Here is an 18,771-nt window from a genome sequence, read left to right on the forward strand (position 1 = left end):
TCTTTACAGACATGCCGACGCAAACTCCTCTTCTCGACACCGTCTCCTCGCCCGCCGATACGCGCGGGTTGTCGATCGCCGAGCTCAAGCAGCTGGCGCAGGAGGTGCGCGCCGAGACGATCGCCGCCGTCTCCGTCACCGGCGGCCACCTGGGCGCGGGCCTGGGCGTGGTCGAGCTGACCGTGGCCCTGCACCACGTCTACGAGACGCCCAAGGACATCCTGATCTGGGACGTCGGCCACCAGGCCTATCCGCACAAGATCCTGACCGGGCGCCGCGACCGCATCACGACTCTGCGCCAGGGCGGGGGCCTGTCGGGCTTCACCAAGCGGGCCGAGAGCGAATACGACCCGTTCGGCGCGGCCCACGCGGCGACCTCGATCTCGGCGGCCCTGGGCTTCTGCGCCGCGCGCGACGCGAAAGGCGAGGACAACGCCGTCGTCGCCGTGATCGGTGACGGCTCGCTGGGCGCGGGCATGGCCTACGAGGCGATGAACGCGGCCACCGACGCCACGCGCCAGCTGACTGTCATCCTCAACGACAACGATATGTCGATCGCCCCGCCGGTGGGCGGGATGAGCGCCTATCTGGCCAATCTCGTCTCGGGCGGCGCCTATCGCAAGGCGCGCAAGCTGGGCAAGACGGTCGTCGAAAAGCTGCCGACCCCGATCCGCGACGCGGCCCGCAAGGCCGAGGAATACGCCCGCGGCATGGTCACCGGTGGCACCTTCTTCGAGGAGCTGGGCTTCCACTATGTCGGCCCGATCGACGGCCACGACATGGACGCCCTGGTCTCTGTGCTGAAGAACGCCCGCGAATTCAAGGACAAGCCGGTCCTCGTCCACGTCGTCACCCAGAAGGGCAAGGGCTACGCCCCGGCCGAGGGCGCGGCCGACAAGCTGCACGCCGTGGCCAAGTTCGACGTCGTCACCGGCCAGCAGCAGAAGGCCGCCGCCGGCCCGCCCAGCTACACCAAGGTGTTCGCCCAGGAACTGGTCAAGCAGGCCAAGGTCGACGACAAGATCGTCGCCATCACCGCCGCCATGCCCTCGGGCACGGGCCTTGACCTGTTCGAGAAGGAATTCCCGACCCGCACCTTCGACGTCGGCATCGCCGAGCAGCACGCGGTGACCTTCGCCGCGGGCCTGGCCGCCGATGGCATGAAGCCGTTCGCGGCGATCTATTCGACCTTCCTGCAGCGCGGCTACGACCAGGTGGTGCACGACGTGGCGATCCAGCGCCTGCCGGTGCGCTTCGCCATGGACCGCGCCGGCCTGGTCGGCGCCGACGGCCCGACCCATGCCGGTTCATTCGACATCGGCTTCATGGGCGCTCTGCCCGGCATGGTGCTGATGGCCGCAGCCGACGAGCTGGAACTGGCCCGCATGGTCGCCACTGCCGTCGAGATCGACGACCGCCCCAGCGCCTTCCGCTATCCGCGCGGCGAGGGCCTGGGCCTGGAACTGCCGGCCGGTCCGGCCGAGCCTCTGGAGATCGGAAAGGGCCGCATCGTCCGCGAAGGGACCAGCGTCGCCATCGTCTCGTTCGGCACGCGCCTGAGCGAAAGCCTGAAGGCGGCCGACCTGCTGGCCGCGCGGGGCTTCTCGGCCACCGTCTGCGACGCCCGCTTCGCCAAGCCGCTGGATCTGGACCTGCTGCTGCGCCTGGCGCGCGAGCACGAGGCCATCGTCACGGTGGAAGAGGGGGCCATGGGCGGCTTCGGGGCCTTCGTGCTGCAGGCCCTGGCCCAGCACGGCGCCCTGGATCGCGGCCTGAAGATCCGCACCCTGGGTCTGCCCGACGTCTTCCAGGACCAGGACAAGCCCGACGTCATGTACGCCGAGGCCGGCCTCGACGCCGAGGGCATCATGCGCGGGGCGCTTTCGGCGCTGGGCATGGACAATGTCAGCGCCGCGGGGCGGCGGGCTTGACCTGATCCTTCTGCCCTTGCGGGAGAAGGTGGCGCGAAGCGCCGGATGAGGGGTCTCTCAAAAGTCAGACGCCGCGAAAGCTGATCGGCTTTCGCGGCGTTTCTGTGGGTGCGACCCCTCACCCGACCTCCTTCAGAGGCCACCCTCTCCCGTAAGGGGAGAGGGATCTAGCTGCCGCAAGCCTTGAAGAACGCCTTCACGCCGCGGCGCTCGTCGCCGCTGGCGGCGATGTCGTGGCGCTGGCCGGCGTTAAGGATTGCAAGATCGCCCGTGCGGCGAAAATTGCCTAGTGCAGGGTCGCGCGGGGTCGTCCGGGCCAGCAGCAGGGGCCCGGTTACGCCGTCATCGGCGGCTTTCGCGGCCAGGCGCGACGTCTGGTCGCGGCTGGACAGCGCTATGGCCTCGCCCTCGATCCCCGCCGCCGACACCTCCACCGGTCCGCCCGCGGTCGGGCAGGCCAGCATCAGCAGCACCTCGTCGCTCGACGGGCGGCCGTAGGCCAGCTTGGGGCCTTCGCCGGGCTCGTTGAGATAGGCCCAGGCGTAGGCGGGATTTGCCGGCCGCTCGTGCGCGCAGGCGCTCAGCAGCAGCGCGGCGAGCGCGGCGGCGGTGGGCAGGATCTGCAGGCGGACGCTAGGCCGGATGTTGGACACGGGGCGATGTCTCCTTGCTCAGGAGAACGCCCCGCCGGCCCAGGCGGTTTCTGCCGACCGGCGCGCTTCCGGTCAGGAAAGCGCGCGCCGGCCTCGTCTCAGGATCAGAAGGGCGAGAACTTCTCGACCAGCGACTGGCCGGCCGGGGTCTTCTGCACGCGGCTGATGTCGCCGCGGCCGCCGTAGCTGATGCGGGCTTCGGCGATCTGGGTGTGCTTGATGGTGTTGGCCGAGGAGATGTCTTCCGGACGCACGATGCCGGCCACCGTCAGCTGGCGCAGCTCGTTGTTGGTCTTCACCTCCTGGGTGCCCTGGATCACCATGTTGCCGTTGGGCATGACCTGGGCGACGATCGCGGCGACCGTCAGGTTGATCTTCTCCGAGCGGCTGACGCTGCCGGCGCCGGCGTTGGAGAAGGCCGAGTTGGTGCCCACGGCGTTGGCCGGGTCGAAGCCGCCCGGCAGAACCTTGCCGAGGCTGGATTCCAGGCCGAAGAAGTTGCTGACGCCGGCGCTGCCCGACGAGGTGCGCGACGACTTGCTGGCGTTAGAGGTGCTGGCGCTGTCGTCGATCTCGATCAGCACGGTGACGATGTCGCCGACACGGCTGGCGCGCTGGTCGTTGAAGAAGGCGCGGGCGCCGACGCGCCAAAGCGAGTTGGCCGAAGCCGCCTGCGGGGCCGGTTCGCGGGCCGAGACATAGGTCGGGGCCATCGGGGCCAGCGAGGCGGGATAGCCGACGGGCGCCAGCTCGGGGCCCTTCACGGCCTCGGTGACGGTCGAGCAGGCGGCGATCGGGGCGAGCAGGGCGAGGGCGACGAAGGCGGCGGGGCGCATGGACATCTCTGGCTCTTAGCGGGCGGCGTAGCGCACGGAGTTGGACTGGATCCGCAGGCTCTGGGCCTGGGGACCGACGGCGGCCGAACCGGGGCCCGTGGCCACGGCTTCGATGATCTTCTTGCTGGCGGTGTTCTGCACCTTGAGGACTTCCCCCGAGGCCGCGCCGCTCATGGCCTTGCCCTGCAAGGTGAGGGCCACGCCGCCGTAGTCGTAGGTGACTGCGACAACATCACCCTGCTTGATGGCCTGCGGGGCCGAGACGTCGCGCAGGGCGGCGGCCGCGCCCTGGCGCAGCGGGCGTTTGGCGCTCAGGCCGATGACGGCGTCGGCGTCGGAAGGGGCGTCGGCCGGGGCCGAGGCGACCTTGATCCACACCAGATCCTCGGGCTGGACGATGTCGCCGGCCGCCAGGCTGCGGGCATAGGCAAGAACTTCCACGTTTCCACGCTGGACGGCGGCGCCGGCCAGCTGGCCGCCGTTTTCCGCGCCCTGGCGGACGATCACGCGGCGCAGGCCCTGCGGGTTGGCCCAGTCGAGGCCGGCGCGGCGGGCGGTCATCTGCAGCTGGGCGGCGTCGAGCACGACGGTGGGGCCCAGGCGGCGTGCGGCGACGATCCCGCCAGCCGAACCAGCGCCGTCGAACAGCTCGCCCAGGGTCACCACGCCGTCGGCGTCGGTGGTGTCGTGGCGCAGCTCGACCGGTTGGCCGGCAAAGGCGGCCGGGGCGGCGATCAGCAGAGCGGCAGCGGCGAGGATCAAGGATTTCATGAGCTTACGACCGCAGGTTCGAGGTGGCCTGGAGCATCTGGTCGGCCGTGGTGATGACCTTGGAGTTCATCTCGTAGGCGCGCTGGGCGACGATCAGAGAGGTGATTTCGCTGACGGCGTCGACGTTCGAGGCTTCGGTGTAGTTCTGCAGCAGGGTGCCGAAGCCGGTCGAGCCGGGGGCGGCGACGTTGGCCGCGCCCGAGGCGCCGGTTTCCAGGAACAGGTTGTCGCCGATGGCTTCGAGGCCGCCTTCGTTCATGAAGTTGGCCAGTTCGATCTGGCCGACGGTCTGCGGGTCGGTCTGGCCGTCGAGCGTGACCTGCACCAGGCCGGTCTTGCCGATGGTGATGGCCGTGGCGTTCTCGGGAATGGTGATGCCCGGCTGCACCTGGTAGCCGTCCTCGGTGACGACCTGGCCCTGGTCGTTGGTCGAGAAGTTGCCGGCGCGGGTATAGGCCGTCTCGCCCGAGGGCAGCAGGATCTGCAGGTAGCCCTTGCCCTGGATGGCCACGTCCAGCTGGTTGTTGGTGGCCGTAGGCGTGCCTTGCTCGGTGATGCGGTAGACCGAGCCGGCCTTGACGCCGCCGCCGATCTGAACGCCGGTCGGGACCACGTTGCCGTCGCTGGACGACTGCGAGCCGGCGCGCTCGATCGTCTGGTACAGCAGGTCCTGGAACTCGGCCCGTTGGCGCTTGAAGCCAATGGTGTTCATGTTGGCGATGTTGTTCGAGATGACCTCGACGTTCAGCTGCTGGGCAGCCATGCCGGTCGTGGCGGTGCGGAGCGCTTGCATCTGTCGTTAATCCCTTACTGGACCTTGCCCATACGCTCGACGGCGGAGCGCGAGAGTTCGGCGGTTTGGTCCATCATCTTGGCGATGCTCTCGTAGGCGCGGCTGACCTCGATGAGCTTGGTGATCTGCTGGACGGGCTGGACGTTGGACCCCTCCAGCATGCCTTGGTGGATGACCGCGTCGGTGGCCGACTGCGGGGTTTCGTTACCGGCGTTGCGGTAGAGATTGTCGCCCTGCTTGCGCAGAGAGGAGAGGTCGGAGAAGCGGGCGACGCCGATCTTGCCGACCCGGGCCGAGCCCTGGCTGACGATGCCGTCGCGGCCGATGGTGACGGCGCCCAGTTGCGGATCGACCGTGATCTGGCCGCCGCCGTCGTCGAGCACCGGGGCGCCCTGCTGGGTGGTCAGCACGCCTTCCGGATTGGTCGTGAAGCGGCCGTCGCGGGTGTAGCGCTCGCCCTCGGCGGTCGAAACCTTGAAGAAGCCCTGGTTTTCCAGAGCCAGATCGAAGGTCCCGCCCGTCTGGTTCAGGGCGCCCGGCTTGAAGTCGCGGACGACGCCGTCGTCCAGCACGAACTTGATCGGCGCGGGGCCGCCCGCGGTGCGCGCAGGCTTGGCCGCCTCGGTGCGGACCATCAGGTCCTCGACCTTGAAGCCGGTGGTGTTGGCGTTGGCGATGTTGTTCGCGACGATGTCCAGCTCACGACGGAGCGTCATCTGCCGCGAAAGGCCCACATACAGCGCGTTGTCCATGACGATTAACTCGCAGTTTGGCGCGACAAATGCGCCGAAACCCTACAAGCAATCCTCGTGCCAACTCGAAAAGCGCAATAAAATCAGCAAACAGGGTGGTTAACGGCGACGCTTTCGCGGGCCCTGGCAGGCAGATTCAGCCTGCGACCAAATGGCCTTCAAAAGACATCGTTAACCATGCTCGCGCAGAAGTAGGACCCATAGTTTTCAAGGAACTCCCGCGTGGCCAAGAAACCCCCCAAGGAAGCTCCCGCCCCCGAAGGCGAAGAGGGCGCCGCCGAGGGTGAAGCTCCTGCAAAAAAGAAGCCGCCGATCGTCCTGATCGCGGCGGCCGCCGGCGTGCTCGTGCTGGGCGGCGGCGGGGCCGCGGCCTTCTTCATGCTCAAGCCGAAGCCGGCCGCCGAAGGCGAAGCCGCCGCCGGCGAGCACGGCGAAAAGGCCGAGAAGAAGAAAGAGAAAAAGGAAAAGAAGGAAGGCGGCGAGGGCGGCGAGGGGGCCAAGCCCGCCGAGGGCGGCGCCGGCGCGCCGGTCATCAAGGAAGGCCCCGACGGCGTGGTGTTCTACACCCTGCCCGACATCGTCGTGAACATGCAGGCGGCCGACGGCAAGTCGACCTTCCTGAAGCTCAAGCTGACCTTCGAGCTGCCCGACGAGGAAACGGCCGACGCCCTGACCCCGAACCTTCCGCGCCTGACCGACATGTTCCAGACCTTCCTGCGCGAGCTGCGCCCGGAAGACCTCGCCGGCAGCCAGGGCAGCTACCAGCTGCGCTCGGAGCTGCTGCGCCGGGTCAACCTGGTGGCCGCCCCTTCGAAGGTGAACGCCGTCCTGATCGAGGAGATGCTGATCAACTAGCCTTCGGGCTGGCTGAGGCGAACCATCATGGCAGACGAGATCGACGATCAGGCCGCAATGGCCCAGTGGGCCGCGGACAATCCTCCGGGGACCTTCGACGCGGCCGGCGGCGGCGCCGAGAACAGCTTCGGCGACTTCAGCGGCGGCATGGCCGGCATGAGCGGCTGGGACGACGGCGGCGGCGGAGACATGGGCTCCGAGCGGATCCTGAACCAGGACGAGATCGACAGCCTGCTGGGCTTCGACCTGTCCGGCGACGGCTCCGACGACCGCACCGGCATCCGCGCGATCATCAACTCGGCCCTGGTCTCGTACGAGCGCCTGCCGATGCTGGAAATCGTCTTCGACCGCCTGGTGCGGTTGATGACGACGTCCCTGCGCAACTTCACCTCCGACAACGTCGAGGTCAGCCTCGACAACATCAGCTCGATCCGTTTCGGCGACTATCTGAACTCGATCCCGCTGCCGGCCATCCTGGCGGTGTTCCGGGCCGAGGAGCTCGACAACTACGGCCTGCTGACGGTCGACTCCAACCTGATCTACTCGATCGTCGACGTGCTGCTGGGCGGCCGTCGCGGCACCGCGGCCATGCGCATCGAGGGCCGCCCCTACACCACCATCGAACGGGTGCTGGTGCAGCGGATGGTCGAGGTGGTGCTGAACGACGCCAAGGCGGCCTTCGAGCCTCTGCATCCGGTGGCCTTCACCCTGGACCGCCTGGAGACCAACCCGCGCTTCGCGGCCATCGCCCGTCCGGCCAACGCCGCGATCCTGGTGAAGCTGCGCATCGACATGGAAGACCGCGGCGGCCGCATCGAGCTGCTGCTGCCCTACGCCACGCTCGAGCCCATCCGCAAGATGCTGCTGCAGCAGTTCATGGGTGAGAAGTTCGGCCGCGACAACATCTGGGAAGGCCACTTGGCCACCGAGCTGTGGACCACCCAGATGGAGGTGCGCGCGGTGCTCGACGAGCAGCAACTGCCGCTTTCCAAGGTGCTGAACCTGCAGGTCGGCGACACGTTGATGCTGAACGCCACGCCCGACAGTCCAGTAGAGTTGCGGGCGGGGTCGATTCCGCTTACCCGCGGCCGGATGGGCCGTCGTAACCATTCCATCGCCATCCGGGCCGAAGCCCCGCTGACGCCCGCGGCGAAGAAGGCGGTTCAGAAGCTGAAATGAGCCTGATCGCGGTCGCCCTGCAGGTCTTTCTGGCGGTGCTGCTGATGGTGGCGCTGGTCTTCGGTTGGCGCCTGGAGCGCAAGCTGAAGGCGCTGCGCGACGCCCAGGCCGGTTTCGGCAAGGCCGTGGCCGATCTCGACAACGCCGCCCAGCGCGCCGAGCAGGGTCTCGCCGACCTGCGCGCGGCCACCGACGAGGCTTCCGAATACCTGGCCGACCGCATCGAGAAGGCCAAGTTCCTGGCCGCCCAGCTGGACGACCGCATGACCCGCGCGGCTTCGGCCCCCCGGGTGGAGAGCCGGGCCGAGCCTCGGCCGGAGCCGCGTCAAGAACTGGGCCAACGCCAGGCCCGCGATCCGCGTGATTTCGTCGCGTCCCAGGCTTCCGAGCCGCCGCCCGAGCCGACCTCGGCCAATGGCCGTCGCCTGAGCGCGCAGGACTTCGAAGCGATGCTGGAGCGCGAGGCCCGCGCCCGCAGCGCCCCGCCTGCGACCTCGCGTCCCGCGACGTCCGGCAATTCTTCGCATAATCCGTCCCCCATCCCCTCGCGGGAAACCGCCCGTTCACGGGCGCGGGTGGATGATGACCTGTTCGACGGCCCCGACCCCGCGTCGCGGCCCGGATCGCCTTTCAGAGACCGTCGATGAAAAACGTTCCTCGCATCCTGCCGATCGTCGGCATCGCCGTGGTCGGCGTCCTGGCGGTCAACGCCATGGCCGGCGCCAAGTCGGTCCCCGATCTGCTGAGCGGCGCCAAGGCCTTCGCCGAGGGCGTGGCCAAGCCGGAGAAGGGCGCCAAGGGCCCCAAGGGTGAGGAAGCCGCTTCCGCCGAGGGCGCGGGGGCTGACGCCGCCGCCAAGGCCGGCGCCGCCGCCCCGCCGCGCATCTGCGCTCCGTCAGCCACGGATCTCGCCAAGGAAGCCGGCCTGTCGCCGGCCGAACTGCGCGTGCTGCAGAGCCTGGGTCAACGCCGCGGCCAGCTGGACCAGCGCGAGCAGGACATCGACGTGCAGCTTCAGCTGCTGGCCGCCGCCGAGGCCAAGCTCGACGCCAAGATGAAGACCCTGAACGGCATGAAGGGCGAGATCCAGAGCCTGCTGGGCCAGGCCGACAGCCAGAAGGCCGCTGAGGTCGACCGCATGGTCACCGTGTTCTCGGCCATGAAGCCCAAGGACGCCGCCGCTCGCCTGACGGTGCTGGACGACAGCGTGCGCCTGCCGATCGCCGCCAAGATGAAGGAGCGCACGCTCTCGATGATCCTGGCCAACATGTCGCCGGCCGACGCCAAGGTGCTGACCGAGCGCCTGGCCACGCGGTTCTCGGGCGACGCCATCGCCAAGGGCAAGGCCGCCGTGGCCGACAATGCTGCTGCTGGGGCCGCCGCCGGTGGTCAACAAGCCGCCGCGCCGCCGCTGGCGGGGGCCAGCGCGCCGAAGAAGGCCGGCTGAGGGGACGCATGAACCTGCGGGGGGCTTTGCGGGGGGGAGTCGCGGCGATCTGCATCGCCAGCGTCTCCGCGCCCGTGGCCCTGTCCGCCGGATCCGCCGCCGCCCAGGCCATCGGCCAGGCCCCGAAGGCCAATGGACTGACGGTCCGCGCCGCCCAGGCGCCCGACTTCACCCGCATCGAGTTCCGCTGGTCGGGCCGCGCGCCGGGCATGAGCCTGCGCCGCGACGGCCAGAACCTGGTCGTGCGCTTCGCCCGCGACGCCAATCCCAACCTCAGCGGCCTGAAGGTCGCGCCGCCGCGCTGGGTGCGCGGGGCCGAGGCCCGCCACGTCGGCGGGGCGCTGGAGCTGGTCATCGCCCTGACCGACGACGCCGAGGCCCGCCAGGGCCGCGCCGACGGCGTCGACTTCATCAACATCTACGCCAAGCCGCCGCAGGCCGCCGCGCCAGCCACGCCCGCTGCGCCGACGGCGCCGCCGCGCGATCCGCGCCGGCCCAATCCCGCGCCCGCCAGCGGCGTGGTGGCGGTGAACTTCAACAAGGCCGACGGCCAGACCCAGTTCCTGACGACCTGGGCCGCGCCGGCCGCCGCCGCCGTCTTCAAGCGCGGCGAGGCGGTTTGGGTGGTGTTCGACGCCTCGGTGCGGCTGGACCTGGGCCGCACGCCGCAGAACGGTCCGCACCACACCAAGATCCAGGTCCTGCGCGGGCCGGACTATTCGGCCCTGCGCATCGTCGCCAAGCCCGGCGTGCCGGTCTATGCCGAGGGGCAGGGGAACAACTGGACCATCGCCCTGGGCGCCGGTCTCCAGCCCGAGCCCGATCCGATCAAGGTGGCCCGCGACGAGACCGTCTCGCCCGCCAGCCTGTCGGCCAACCTGGCCGGCGCGGCGCGGCCCGTCTGGGTCAACGATCCCGCCGTCGGCGACCGCATGGGCGTGGTGCCCGCCCTGGCCCCGTCCAAGGGCCTGCCGTCGCGCCGGGAATATGTCGAGATGGCCCTGCTGCCGTCGGCGCAAGGCCTGGCCGTTGAGGCCTTCACCAGCGACGTGCAGGTGGTGACCGAGGGCGACATCGTCCGCATCGGCCGGCCCAAGGGCCTGGTGCTGTCGCCGGCCTCGGCCAGCGCCGATTCCGAAGAGATCATCGCCGGGGCGCCGCAGCCGGCCGCCATGCCGGCCGTCGTCGACCTGGAGAACTGGCCCAAGACCGGCTCGGGCGGCTTCATGGCCCGCTACGCCGCCTTGCAGGCCGCCGTGGCCGCCGTCGATCCGGCCGACCGCCAGGGCGACATCGCCGCCCGCATGGCCCTGGCCCGTTTCCTGGTCGGCTCCAAGCTGTCGTTCGAGGCCATCGGCGTGCTCAACGCCGCCGCCCGCAAGCAGCAGACCCTGCTGGGCGACGCCGAGTTCCGCGGCCTGCGCGGCGCGGCCAAGGCGATGGCCGGACGCTGGGCCGAGGCGGAAGCCGACTTCTCGTCGCCGGTGCTGGCCGACGATCCGTCCAGCGCCCTGTGGCGCGGCTACGTCGCCTACAAGCAGGGCCAATGGGTGGACGCCCGCAACAAGTTCGCCGGCGGCGCCCAGGCCATGAACCTGTTCCCGGCCGTCTGGCAGGCTCGCTTCCTGGGCGCCCAGGCCGACTCCGCCGTGGCCACCGGCGACGGCATCGGGGCCGAGCGGCTGGTGACCCAGGCGCTGAAGCTGCCCAAGGTTCCGATCGTCGACCAGCTGGAGCTGCGCCTGATCCAGGCCAAGGCCTTCGAGCTGCAAGGCCGCAAGGACAAGGCCCTGAAGATGTTCGAGGCCATCTCCAAGGCCACGGTCGACCGCATCGCCGCGCCCGCGACCCTGCACGCGGTGCAGATCAAGCTGGAGAAGAACAAGATCTCGCCGGCCGAGGCCGCCAAGACCCTCGACCTGCTGCGCTTCCGCTGGCGCGGCGACGGCGTCGAGCTGGAGGTCGTGCGGGCCCTGGGCAAGCTCTATATCGACCAGGGCCGCTATCGCGAAGCGCTGGAAGTGCTGCGCTCGGCCAACAAGGTGCTGCCCGACCTGCCCCAGGCCGTGGCCTTGCAGAACGATCTCTACGGCGCCTTCCGCACCCTGTTCCTCGACGGCCTGGCCGACGGCATGCAGCCGATCCAGGCCGTGGGCCTGTTCTATGACTACCAGGACCTGACGCCGATCGGGAACGACGGCGACCAGATGGTGCGCAACCTCGTGCGGCGGCTGGTCGATGTCGACCTGCTGGACGAGGCGGCCAAGCTCTTGAAGTACCAGGTCGACAACCGCCTGAACGGCGTGCCCAAGGCCCAGGTGGCCACGGACCTGGCCTGGATCTACCTGATGGACCGCAAGCCCGAGGACGCGCTGGCGGCGATCAACAACACCCGCACCACGATCCTGCCGCCGGCCCTCAACAGCGAGCGGCGCCTGGCCACCGCCCGCGCCCTGATGACCCTGGGCCGCTACGACGACGCCCTTGAGGTGATCGAGGGCGACAAGGGCAAGGACGCTCAGGACATCCGCGGCGACATCGCCTGGAAGCAGCGCAACTGGGCCATGGCCGGCAAGCTGTACGAGGCCGCCCTGGGCGACCGCTTCAAGAACCCCGCCGGCTTGGCACCCTCGGACGAGGCCAAGTTGATGCGCGCTGCCGTCGCCTTCAGCCTGTCGGACGACGACGCCTCGCTCGGCCGCCTGCGCACGCGCTACAGCAACCTGATCGGCACGGCCCGCAATCCCGAAGGCCTGCGCGTGGCCCTGGCCGGCGTGGACGGGGTGGCGTCGAGCGCCGACTTCAGCCGGGTGACGGCCGAGAACGAGGTGTTCAACGGCTGGGTGGCGAAGATGAAGGACCGGTTCCGGGCCGCCGCGACGCCGAAGACCTAGGGCTAAAGGCCCGCCACCAAGGAACCTCCCCCTGTGGGGGAGGCGGCCGAAGGCCGGTGGGGGGATGTTTTCAGCTTTCGAAGCCTTGGCGGAGTTCGCAGCAACTCCCCCCTCCGATCGCTTCGCGATCACCTCCCCCACGGGGGGAGGTTCCTACTTCGTCAGACGAAGCCTACAGCCCCAGCTCCGCGATCACGCTGGCCGCTTCCGTGAAGGCGGTATTCGCCGCCGGCACGCCGGCGTAGATCGCCGTCTGCATCAGCACTTCCTTCAGCTCATCCTGGGTGAAGCCGCCTTGCTCCAGGCCGGCGCGAACATGGAGGCGGAATTCTTCCCAGCGGGCGAGGGAGGCGCAGATCGCCAGCACCAGCAGGCGGCGGGTCTTGTGGTCCAGGCCCGGGCGGCCCCAGATCTCGTTCCAGGCGTAGCGGGTGATCATCGCCTGGTAGTCGGCGGTGAAGGCCGTGCGCTTGGCCAGCGACTTGTCGACCCAGGCGTCGCCTAGCACCTTGCGGCGGTTCTTCAGGCCGGCCTCGAACAGCGTGTCGTTGGCCGCCCGCTCGGCGGGATCGGCGCCGAGGAAGGCGCGCACGGCGCCGGCGAAGGCGGCCGGGGCCTCGATCGACGGCAGGTGGGCGGCGTCCAGCAGGGCGGTGGCCGCGCCGGGGATGGCGGCGGCGATGCGATCGCCGTGGCCCTCGAAGGGCGTGGAGACGTCCTTGGTCCCGCCGATCACCAGGGTGGGGGTGGTGACGGCCGGCAGGCGCTCCAAAAGGTCCATGTCGCGGATGGCCGCGCCGCAGGCGGCGTAGCCCTCGGCGCTGGTCGCCAACAGGCCGGCGCGGACGGTCTCGACCTGTTCGGGATGCAGGCTGCGGAAGTCTTCCGAGAAGAACCGGCCCAGGGCCATCTCGGCGATGGCGGCGAGGCCCTGGCTGCGGACGGTGTCGATCCGCGTCTGCCAGGCGGCGGCGTCCATGGCCGCCGAGGTGCAGGCCAGGACGAGGCCGGTCAGCCGCTCGGGCGCCTTCAGCGCCAACTCCATGGCGATCATGCCGCCCAGCGAGGTGCCGACGACGGCGGCTTTCTCGATGCCTGCCGCGTCCATCGCCGCCAGCACGTCGCCGGCCAGCAGGTCCAGGCTGTAGTCGCCGCTGGGCGCGTCGGAGGCGCCGTGGCCGCGGGTGTCGAGGCGCAGCAGGCGGAAGTCGGCCAGCAGAAGGGGGGCGGCGGCGTCGTAGAGGCCGAGGTCGCAACCGATCGAGTTCAGCAGCACCAGGGCAGGCTTGTCGGCGCCGCCGTCGAGGCGGAAATAGAGGCGGGCGCCGTCGGCGGCTTGGGCGAAGGCCATCAGCGGTCCTTTTGGTAGTGGGCGAGGGTCCTGAGAGCGATGTTCTGGCTCTCGCCCGTGTCGGTGCCGACGCCGGCGGCGGCGAGGTTGGCGGCCATGCGGTCGGCGTGGACCTCCAGGCCCTCGATCACCGGGGCCATGACGGAGAGCGCCCCATGGGCCAGCTGGAACAGCTCGGCGATCACCGAACCCTCGGCCTGCCAGCCGCCCAGGTCGCGCTCGTGCGGCTGGGGCAGGGCGGACACCAGCGTGGCGGCCAGGTGCGGGGCGCGGATGGCGGCGGTCAGGGCCGTCTGGCAGGCGGTGGGGTTGCGCTTGTGGGCCATGGCCGAGGAGCCGCCGCGCCCTTCGACGCGCGGTTCGAAGGCCTCGGCCACCTCGCCCTGGGCCATCAGCGACAGGTCGCGGGCGATCTTGCCGACGGCGCCGACCAGGATGGCCAGGGCCGAGGCCAGGGCCGCCAGGGCCTCGCGGCGGGCGTGCCAGGGGGCGACGGCGGGGGCGAGGTCGAGGATCTGGGCCAGGCGATCGGAGACGGCGAAGGCCTTGCCGTCCAGGCCGGCCAGGGAGCCGGTGGCGCCGCCGAGCTGGACTTGCAGCGCGCCGGCGGCCTCGGTCTCGAAGCGCGTGAGGGCGGCGTCGACGCCCAGCAGCCATTGGCCGGTCTTGGCGCCGAAGGTGATCGGCAGGGCCGCCTGCAGCAGGGTGCGGCCGATCATCGGGGTGGCGGCGTGGGCCTTCGTCAGGACGGCGAGGCCGGCGGCGAGGCGGCGGGCCTCGTCCACGATCAGCGCCGCGCCGGCCTTGGCCTGGAGGACGAGGGCGGTGTCGGCCAGGTCCTGGCTGGTGGCGCCCTTGTGGACCAGGGCGGCGATGGCCGGGTCGGCGATGCGGCCGCGCAGGTCCTTGACCAGCGGAATGGCCAGGGTGCCGGCGTGGGCAGCCGCCTCGGCCAGAAGCTCGACGTCGGGGAGTTCGGCGCAGGCGGCGGCGATGCTCGTGGCCGCCGCCGCGTCGATCAGCCCGACGTCCGCCTGCGCCCGGGCCAGGCCCGCCTCGAAGCGCAGGGCCGCGCGCAGCAGGGCCTCGTCGCCGAAGATCGCCAGCATGGCGGGCGTCGAGGCCGCGCGGTCGCGGATCAGGGATGGCAAGGGTTCGACTCCTGAGAGATCTGAACTAGGACGGATCGACGTTCATCGTTTGAGACGAAAACCTCGTCCTTCGACAAGCTCAGGATGAGGTTTTTCTCCTGCCCGAGCTTTTGAATGGTCCTCATCCTGAGCCTGTCGAAGGACGAGGACCACGCAATGCACTAGATGTCGAAGAAGACGGTTTCGCGCTCGCCTTGCAAGACGATGTCGAAGCGCCAGGCGTCGCCGGTCTTGCGGGCCACCAGCGTGTCGCGGCGTTCGGCGGGCACGAGGGCCAGGATCGGGTCCTCCGCGTTCTGGGCGGTGTCCTCGAAATAGACCCGCGTGACCAGCCGCTTGATCAGGCCGCGGCCAAACACGCCGACGGCGATGTGCGGGGCTTGCAGGCCGGCGCCCGGACCCGGGACAAGTCCTGGACGCACGGTCTTGAAGCGGTAGAGGCCGGCCTCGTCGGTCGAGGCGCGGCCGAAGCCGGTGAAGCCTTCGTCCAGCGGCAGCTCGGCGCGGTCGTCGTCAGGGCTGGCGTAGCGGCCGGCGGCGTTGGCCTGCCAGATCTCGATCATGGCGTCGGGCACGGGCTTGCCGTCGGCGTCATAGACCACGCCTTCCAGGGTGATGACCTCGCCGCTGACCGCGCCGCGCGGCGGCGACATGTTCAGGACGTAGTGCTCCTCGGGGAACAGTTCCGGGCGCGCGCCCATGTCGGACTGGCCCACGAGATCGGCGCCGCCCTTCCAGGGCAGGCCGTAGTGGAAGAACGGGCCGACGGTCTGGGACGGGGTCTGGCCGAACAGGGCCGGGTCCTGGTTGTCGTGGCGGGGCGCCGGGTTGACCTGCTCAGTCGTCATGATGGTCGTCCTCGGTAGGCGTGGCGTCGCGGCCGCGCAGCACCACGTCGAACAGATAGCCCAGCGCCCAGTTGGGCCGGGTGGTCTCGATGTCGAAGCGCGAGACCATGCGGTCGCGGTAGGGCATGGGCACGGCGTTGGCGATCGGGTCGATCTCGATCAGCGGATCGTCGGGGAAGTACATCTGGGTGACGATGCGGCTGGCGAAGGCCGGGCCCAGCAGCGACAGGTGGATGTGCGAGGGCCGCCAGGCGTTGTGGTGGTTGCCCCACGGATAGGCGCCCGGACGGATGGTCACGTACTGGTAGCGGCCCTGGTCGTCGGTGACGACGCGGCCGGCGCCGGTGAAGTTGGGATCGTGGGGGGCGTCCCACTGGTCCTTTTTGTGGATGTAGCGGCCGGCGGCGTTGGCCTGCCAGATCTCCATCACCGTGTTCGGCACAGGGCGGCCGTCCTCGTCGAGCACCCGGCCCGAGACCACGATCCGCTGGCCCTGCGGCGTGCCCTTGTGCTGGGCCGTCAGGTCGGCGAGCGACGCGCCCATCAGGTTCTCCCAGCAGCCGGCCGGACCGGTGGTCTCGGTCAGGGTGTGGGGGATCTTGACCAGCGGCTGGCGGGGCGAGCGGGCGACGGTGGAGGCGTAGCCGGGGGCGAGCGACGGCGGCTGGCCGGCGTCTTCCCGGGCATAGGGCAGGATCAGGGTCACGAGGACCTCCTAGTCGTATCAGACACGTTCGATGGCGAGGGCCGCGCCTTGGCCCACGCCGATGCAGAGGGTGGCCAGGGCGCGCTTGCCGCCGGTGGCTTCCAGCTGGCGCAGGGCCGTCAGGGCCAGGCGCGTGCCGGAGGCGCCGAGCGGGTGGCCCAGGGCGATGGCGCCGCCGTTGGGGTTCACGTGCGCGCCGTCGTCGGGCAGGCCGAGCTCGCGCAGCACCGCCAGGCCCTGGGCGGCGAAGGCCTCGTTCAGTTCGACGACGTCGAAGTCGCCGATGGAGAGACCCGTGCGGGCCAGCAGGCGCTGGGTGGCCGGGACGGGGCCGATGCCCATGACGCGTGGCGCGACGCCGGCGGTGGCGTAGCCCAGCACGCGGGCGCGCGGGGTCAGGCCGTGGCGCTTCACCGCCGCTTCCGAGGCCAGGATGATGGCGGCCGAGCCGTCGTTGACGCCCGAGGCGTTGCCGGCGGTCACCGTGCCGTCCGGACGGACGACGGGCTTCAGCTTGGCCAGGGTCTCCAGCGTGGTTTCGCGCGGATGCTCGTCGCGGTCGACGATCGTCGGGCCGGCCTTGCCGGGGATCTCGACCGGCGTGATCTCGCCGTCGAAGAAGCCGGCCTTGATGGCGGCGGCGGCGCGCTGCTGGCTGCGCAGGGCGAAGGCGTCCTGGTCGGCGCGGGTCACACCGTAGTCGGCGGCGACGTTCTCGGCCGTCTCGGGCATGGAGTCGACGCCGTAGGCCTTCTGCATCGCCGGATTGACGAAGCGCCAGCCGATCGTGGTGTCCTCGATCTTGGCGGCGCGCGAGAAGGCGCTATCGGCCTTGCCCATGACGAAGGGCGCGCGGCTCATGCTTTCGACGCCGCCGGCGATGACGAGATCGGCCTGACCCGACAGGATGGCGCGGGCGGCCGTGCCGACCGCTTCCAGGCCCGAGGCGCACAGGCGATTGACGGTGACGCCCGGCACGGTTTCCGGCAGGCCCGCCAGCAGCAGGGCCATGCGGGCGACGTTGCGGTTGTCCTCGCCGGCCTGGTTGGCGCAGCCGTAGATCACCTCGTCCACCGCGGCCCAGTCGAGGCCGGGATTGCGGGCGATCAGGGCCTTGAGCGGGATAGCCGCCAGGTCGTCGGCCCGCACCTTCGAGAGCGAACCGCCGTAGCGGCCGAACGGGGTGCGGATGGCGTCGCAGATATAGGCGGCGGTCATTGGAAGACTCCGGGGTCGAAGGCGGCCTGGGTCTTGGCCTTGACCTCATCCAAACGAACGTTTGGCGCCAGTTCAACCAGCTTCAGGCTCTTCTGGCCGTCGGCGCCGCGCTCCAGGGTGAAGACGCAGAGGTCGGTGATGACCATGTCAACGCAGCCCGCGCCGGTGAGCGGCAGGGCGCAGCGGTCGAGCACCTTGCTCTCGCCGGCCTTGTTGGCGTGGTCCATGACGACGATGACGCGCTTGACGCCGGCCACCAGGTCCATGGCCCCGCCCATGCCCTTCACCATCTTGCCCGGGATCGTCCAGTTGGCGATGTCGCCGTTGGCGGCCACCTCCATGGCGCCCAGAACGGTGAGGTCCACATGGCCGCCGCGGATCATGGCGAAGCTCTGGGCGCTGTCGAAGAAGCTGGAGGTCGGCAGTTGGGTGATGGTCTGCTTGCCGGCGTTGATCAGGTCGGGATCGACCTCGTCCGGATAGGGGAAGGGCCCCATGCCGAGCATGCCGTTCTCGCTCTGCAGGGTGACGTGGACGCCGTCGGGGATGTGGTTGGCGACCAGGGTCGGGATGCCGATCCCCAGGTTCACGTAGAAGCCGTCCTGCAGCTCCTGGGCCGCGCGGGCGGCCATCTCGTCACGGGTCCAGGCCATCAGGCGTTCTCCTCCGGACGGGGGCGGGTGGTCAGCTTCTCGATGCGCTTCTCGTTGATGGTCGAGAGCACGATGCGGTCGACATAGATGCCGGGGGTATGGATGCCGTCGGCCTCCAGAGCGCCGGCCTCGACGATCTCCTCGACCTCGACGACGGTGATCTTGCCGGCCGTGGCCATCACCGGGTTGAAGTTGCGGGCGGTCTTGCGGAAGACGAGGTTGCCTTCCGGGTCGGCCTTCCACGCCTTGACGATCGACAGGTCGGCCCGCAGCCAGCGCTCGCGGACATAGAGCTCGCCTTCGAATTCCTCGACCGGTTTGCCCTCGGCCACGACGGTGCCGACGCCGGTCTTGGTGAAGAAGGCCGGGATGCCGGCGCCGCCGGCGCGGATGCGCTCGGCCAGGGTGCCCTGTGGGTTCAGCTCCAGCTCCAGCTCGCCCGACAGGTAGAGCTGCTCGAACAGCTTGTTTTCGCCCACGTAGGACGAGACCATCTTCTTGATCTGGCCGTTGTTCAGCAGCATCCACAGGCCAAAGCCGTCGGCGCCGCAGTTGTTGCTGATCACGGTCAGGCCCTTGACGCCGGTGTCCTTGAGGGCCGGGATCAGGGTCTCGGGATTGCCCGACAGGCCAAAGCCGCCGGACATCAGCGTCATGCCGTCGAAGGTCACGCCCTCCAGGGCGGCCGCGGCGCTGTCGTAGATCTTGCTCTTCATGCTGACTCCGGAGCCTC

General features: G+C 70.0%; 18 protein-coding genes. 6 read left to right on the plus strand and 12 right to left on the minus strand.

Annotated elements, in window-relative coordinates; all coding sequences use genetic code 11:
* The first annotated feature begins 11 nt into the window (after nt 1-11).
* The gene (gene dxs, locus I4Q42_RS20630; protein WP_198577972.1) at nt 12-1,931 is read left to right on the plus strand and encodes a 1-deoxy-D-xylulose-5-phosphate synthase; all 1,920 of its coding nucleotides are present in this window, start codon (nt 12-14) and stop codon (nt 1,929-1,931) included.
* A gap of 167 nt (nt 1,932-2,098) precedes the next feature.
* Here the strand turns inward: dxs and I4Q42_RS20635 are convergent, their stop codons facing one another.
* The 5 genes from I4Q42_RS20635 to flgF all read right to left on the minus strand — a co-directional run bounded on the left by I4Q42_RS20635 (nt 2,099) and on the right by flgF (nt 5,736).
* Nucleotides 2,099-2,584 carry a hypothetical protein gene (locus I4Q42_RS20635; RefSeq protein WP_332873124.1) on the minus strand — a complete coding sequence of 162 codons (486 nt, stop codon included), beginning with the start codon at nt 2,582-2,584 and terminating at the stop codon, nt 2,099-2,101.
* Nucleotides 2,585-2,688: 104 nt separating this feature from the next.
* Nucleotides 2,689-3,420 (minus strand): flagellar basal body L-ring protein FlgH, encoded by a 732-nt coding sequence (gene flgH, locus I4Q42_RS20640; RefSeq protein ID WP_198578018.1) that lies wholly within the window; start codon nt 3,418-3,420, stop codon nt 2,689-2,691.
* 15 nt (nt 3,421-3,435) lie between these two features.
* Entirely contained in the window at nt 3,436-4,191 is a 756-nt protein-coding gene (gene flgA, locus I4Q42_RS20645; RefSeq protein WP_198577973.1) for a flagellar basal body P-ring formation chaperone FlgA, read from the minus strand.
* Between the two features lie 4 nt (nt 4,192-4,195).
* Nucleotides 4,196-4,984, minus strand: a complete 789-nt coding sequence (flgG, locus tag I4Q42_RS20650; protein ID WP_198577974.1) for a flagellar basal-body rod protein FlgG — start codon at nt 4,982-4,984, stop codon at nt 4,196-4,198.
* Nucleotides 4,985-4,998: 14 nt separating this feature from the next.
* On the minus strand, nt 4,999-5,736 hold the full coding sequence (flgF, locus tag I4Q42_RS20655; protein WP_198577975.1) for a flagellar basal-body rod protein FlgF: 738 nt from the start codon (nt 5,734-5,736) through the stop codon (nt 4,999-5,001).
* Nucleotides 5,737-5,958: 222 nt separating this feature from the next.
* On the opposite strand from flgF, the gene fliL reads away from it, so the two are divergent.
* The 5 genes from fliL to I4Q42_RS20680 are packed head-to-tail and all read left to right on the plus strand — an operon-like array spanning nt 5,959 to nt 12,111.
* Nucleotides 5,959-6,591 (plus strand): flagellar basal body-associated protein FliL, encoded by a 633-nt coding sequence (gene fliL / locus I4Q42_RS20660; RefSeq protein WP_198577976.1) that lies wholly within the window; start codon nt 5,959-5,961, stop codon nt 6,589-6,591.
* 27 nt (nt 6,592-6,618) lie between these two features.
* Entirely contained in the window at nt 6,619-7,770 is a 1,152-nt protein-coding gene (gene fliM, locus I4Q42_RS20665) for a flagellar motor switch protein FliM (RefSeq protein WP_198577977.1), read from the plus strand.
* On the plus strand, nt 7,767-8,417 hold the full coding sequence (locus tag I4Q42_RS20670; protein ID WP_198577978.1) for a DUF6468 domain-containing protein: 651 nt from the start codon (nt 7,767-7,769) through the stop codon (nt 8,415-8,417). Before fliM ends, I4Q42_RS20670 begins: the two co-directional genes overlap by 4 nt.
* Nucleotides 8,414-9,217 carry a MotE family protein gene (locus I4Q42_RS20675; protein WP_198577979.1) on the plus strand — a complete coding sequence of 268 codons (804 nt, stop codon included), beginning with the start codon at nt 8,414-8,416 and terminating at the stop codon, nt 9,215-9,217. Before I4Q42_RS20670 ends, I4Q42_RS20675 begins: the two co-directional genes overlap by 4 nt.
* 8 nt (nt 9,218-9,225) lie before the next feature.
* A complete protein-coding gene (locus I4Q42_RS20680) occupies nt 9,226-12,111 on the plus strand; it encodes a tetratricopeptide repeat protein (protein WP_198577980.1) in 2,886 nt (961 codons plus the stop codon).
* 172 nt (nt 12,112-12,283) lie between these two features.
* On the opposite strand, the gene pcaDC is transcribed toward I4Q42_RS20680, so the two are convergent.
* The 7 genes from pcaDC to I4Q42_RS20715 form a co-directional block, all read right to left on the minus strand.
* Entirely contained in the window at nt 12,284-13,462 is a 1,179-nt protein-coding gene (pcaDC, locus tag I4Q42_RS20685) for a bifunctional 3-oxoadipate enol-lactonase/4-carboxymuconolactone decarboxylase PcaDC (protein WP_198577981.1), read from the minus strand.
* A complete protein-coding gene (gene pcaB, locus I4Q42_RS20690) occupies nt 13,462-14,613 on the minus strand; it encodes a 3-carboxy-cis,cis-muconate cycloisomerase (protein WP_198577982.1) in 1,152 nt (383 codons plus the stop codon). The genes pcaDC and pcaB overlap by 1 nt, the downstream gene beginning before the upstream one ends.
* Nucleotides 14,614-14,774: 161 nt before the next feature.
* Complete coding sequence (gene pcaG, locus I4Q42_RS20695) at nt 14,775-15,461, minus strand: protocatechuate 3,4-dioxygenase subunit alpha (protein ID WP_198577983.1); 687 nt, start codon at nt 15,459-15,461, stop codon at nt 14,775-14,777.
* Entirely contained in the window at nt 15,451-16,161 is a 711-nt protein-coding gene (pcaH, locus tag I4Q42_RS20700; RefSeq protein ID WP_198578019.1) for a protocatechuate 3,4-dioxygenase subunit beta, read from the minus strand. The genes pcaG and pcaH overlap by 11 nt, the downstream gene beginning before the upstream one ends.
* Nucleotides 16,162-16,185: 24 nt before the next feature.
* Nucleotides 16,186-17,385 (minus strand): 3-oxoadipyl-CoA thiolase, encoded by a 1,200-nt coding sequence (pcaF, locus tag I4Q42_RS20705; protein ID WP_198577984.1) that lies wholly within the window; start codon nt 17,383-17,385, stop codon nt 16,186-16,188.
* Entirely contained in the window at nt 17,382-18,038 is a 657-nt protein-coding gene (locus tag I4Q42_RS20710) for a CoA transferase subunit B (protein WP_198577985.1), read from the minus strand. Before I4Q42_RS20710 ends, pcaF begins: the two co-directional genes overlap by 4 nt.
* Entirely contained in the window at nt 18,038-18,754 is a 717-nt protein-coding gene (locus I4Q42_RS20715; protein WP_198577986.1) for a CoA transferase subunit A, read from the minus strand. Before I4Q42_RS20715 ends, I4Q42_RS20710 begins: the two co-directional genes overlap by 1 nt.
* Between the last annotated feature and the right edge of the window lie 17 nt (nt 18,755-18,771).

Origin of the sequence: Caulobacter hibisci (assembly GCF_016135805.1) — a bacterium.
Taxonomy (GTDB): domain Bacteria; phylum Pseudomonadota; class Alphaproteobacteria; order Caulobacterales; family Caulobacteraceae; genus Caulobacter; species Caulobacter hibisci.

Bases quoted from the DNA above. Each gene is read 5' to 3' on its own strand.
- pcaF (WP_198577984.1), bottom strand. From the start codon at position 17,385: ATGACCGCCGCCTATATCTGCGACGCCATCCGCACCCCGTTCGGCCGC.
- dxs (WP_198577972.1), top strand. From the start codon at position 12: ATGCCGACGCAAACTCCTCTTCTCGACACCGTCTCCTCGCCCGCCGAT.
- pcaG (WP_198577983.1), bottom strand. From the start codon at position 15,461: ATGACGACTGAGCAGGTCAACCCGGCGCCCCGCCACGACAACCAGGAC.
- I4Q42_RS20715 (WP_198577986.1), bottom strand. From the start codon at position 18,754: ATGAAGAGCAAGATCTACGACAGCGCCGCGGCCGCCCTGGAGGGCGTG.
- flgH (WP_198578018.1), bottom strand. From the start codon at position 3,420: ATGCGCCCCGCCGCCTTCGTCGCCCTCGCCCTGCTCGCCCCGATCGCC.
- I4Q42_RS20710 (WP_198577985.1), bottom strand. From the start codon at position 18,038: ATGGCCTGGACCCGTGACGAGATGGCCGCCCGCGCGGCCCAGGAGCTG.
- I4Q42_RS20670 (WP_198577978.1), top strand. From the start codon at position 7,767: ATGAGCCTGATCGCGGTCGCCCTGCAGGTCTTTCTGGCGGTGCTGCTG.
- flgA (WP_198577973.1), bottom strand. From the start codon at position 4,191: ATGAAATCCTTGATCCTCGCCGCTGCCGCTCTGCTGATCGCCGCCCCG.
- I4Q42_RS20680 (WP_198577980.1), top strand. From the start codon at position 9,226: ATGAACCTGCGGGGGGCTTTGCGGGGGGGAGTCGCGGCGATCTGCATC.
- I4Q42_RS20675 (WP_198577979.1), top strand. From the start codon at position 8,414: ATGAAAAACGTTCCTCGCATCCTGCCGATCGTCGGCATCGCCGTGGTC.
- pcaDC (WP_198577981.1), bottom strand. From the start codon at position 13,462: ATGGCCTTCGCCCAAGCCGCCGACGGCGCCCGCCTCTATTTCCGCCTC.
- fliM (WP_198577977.1), top strand. From the start codon at position 6,619: ATGGCAGACGAGATCGACGATCAGGCCGCAATGGCCCAGTGGGCCGCG.
- flgG (WP_198577974.1), bottom strand. From the start codon at position 4,984: ATGCAAGCGCTCCGCACCGCCACGACCGGCATGGCTGCCCAGCAGCTG.
- flgF (WP_198577975.1), bottom strand. From the start codon at position 5,736: ATGGACAACGCGCTGTATGTGGGCCTTTCGCGGCAGATGACGCTCCGT.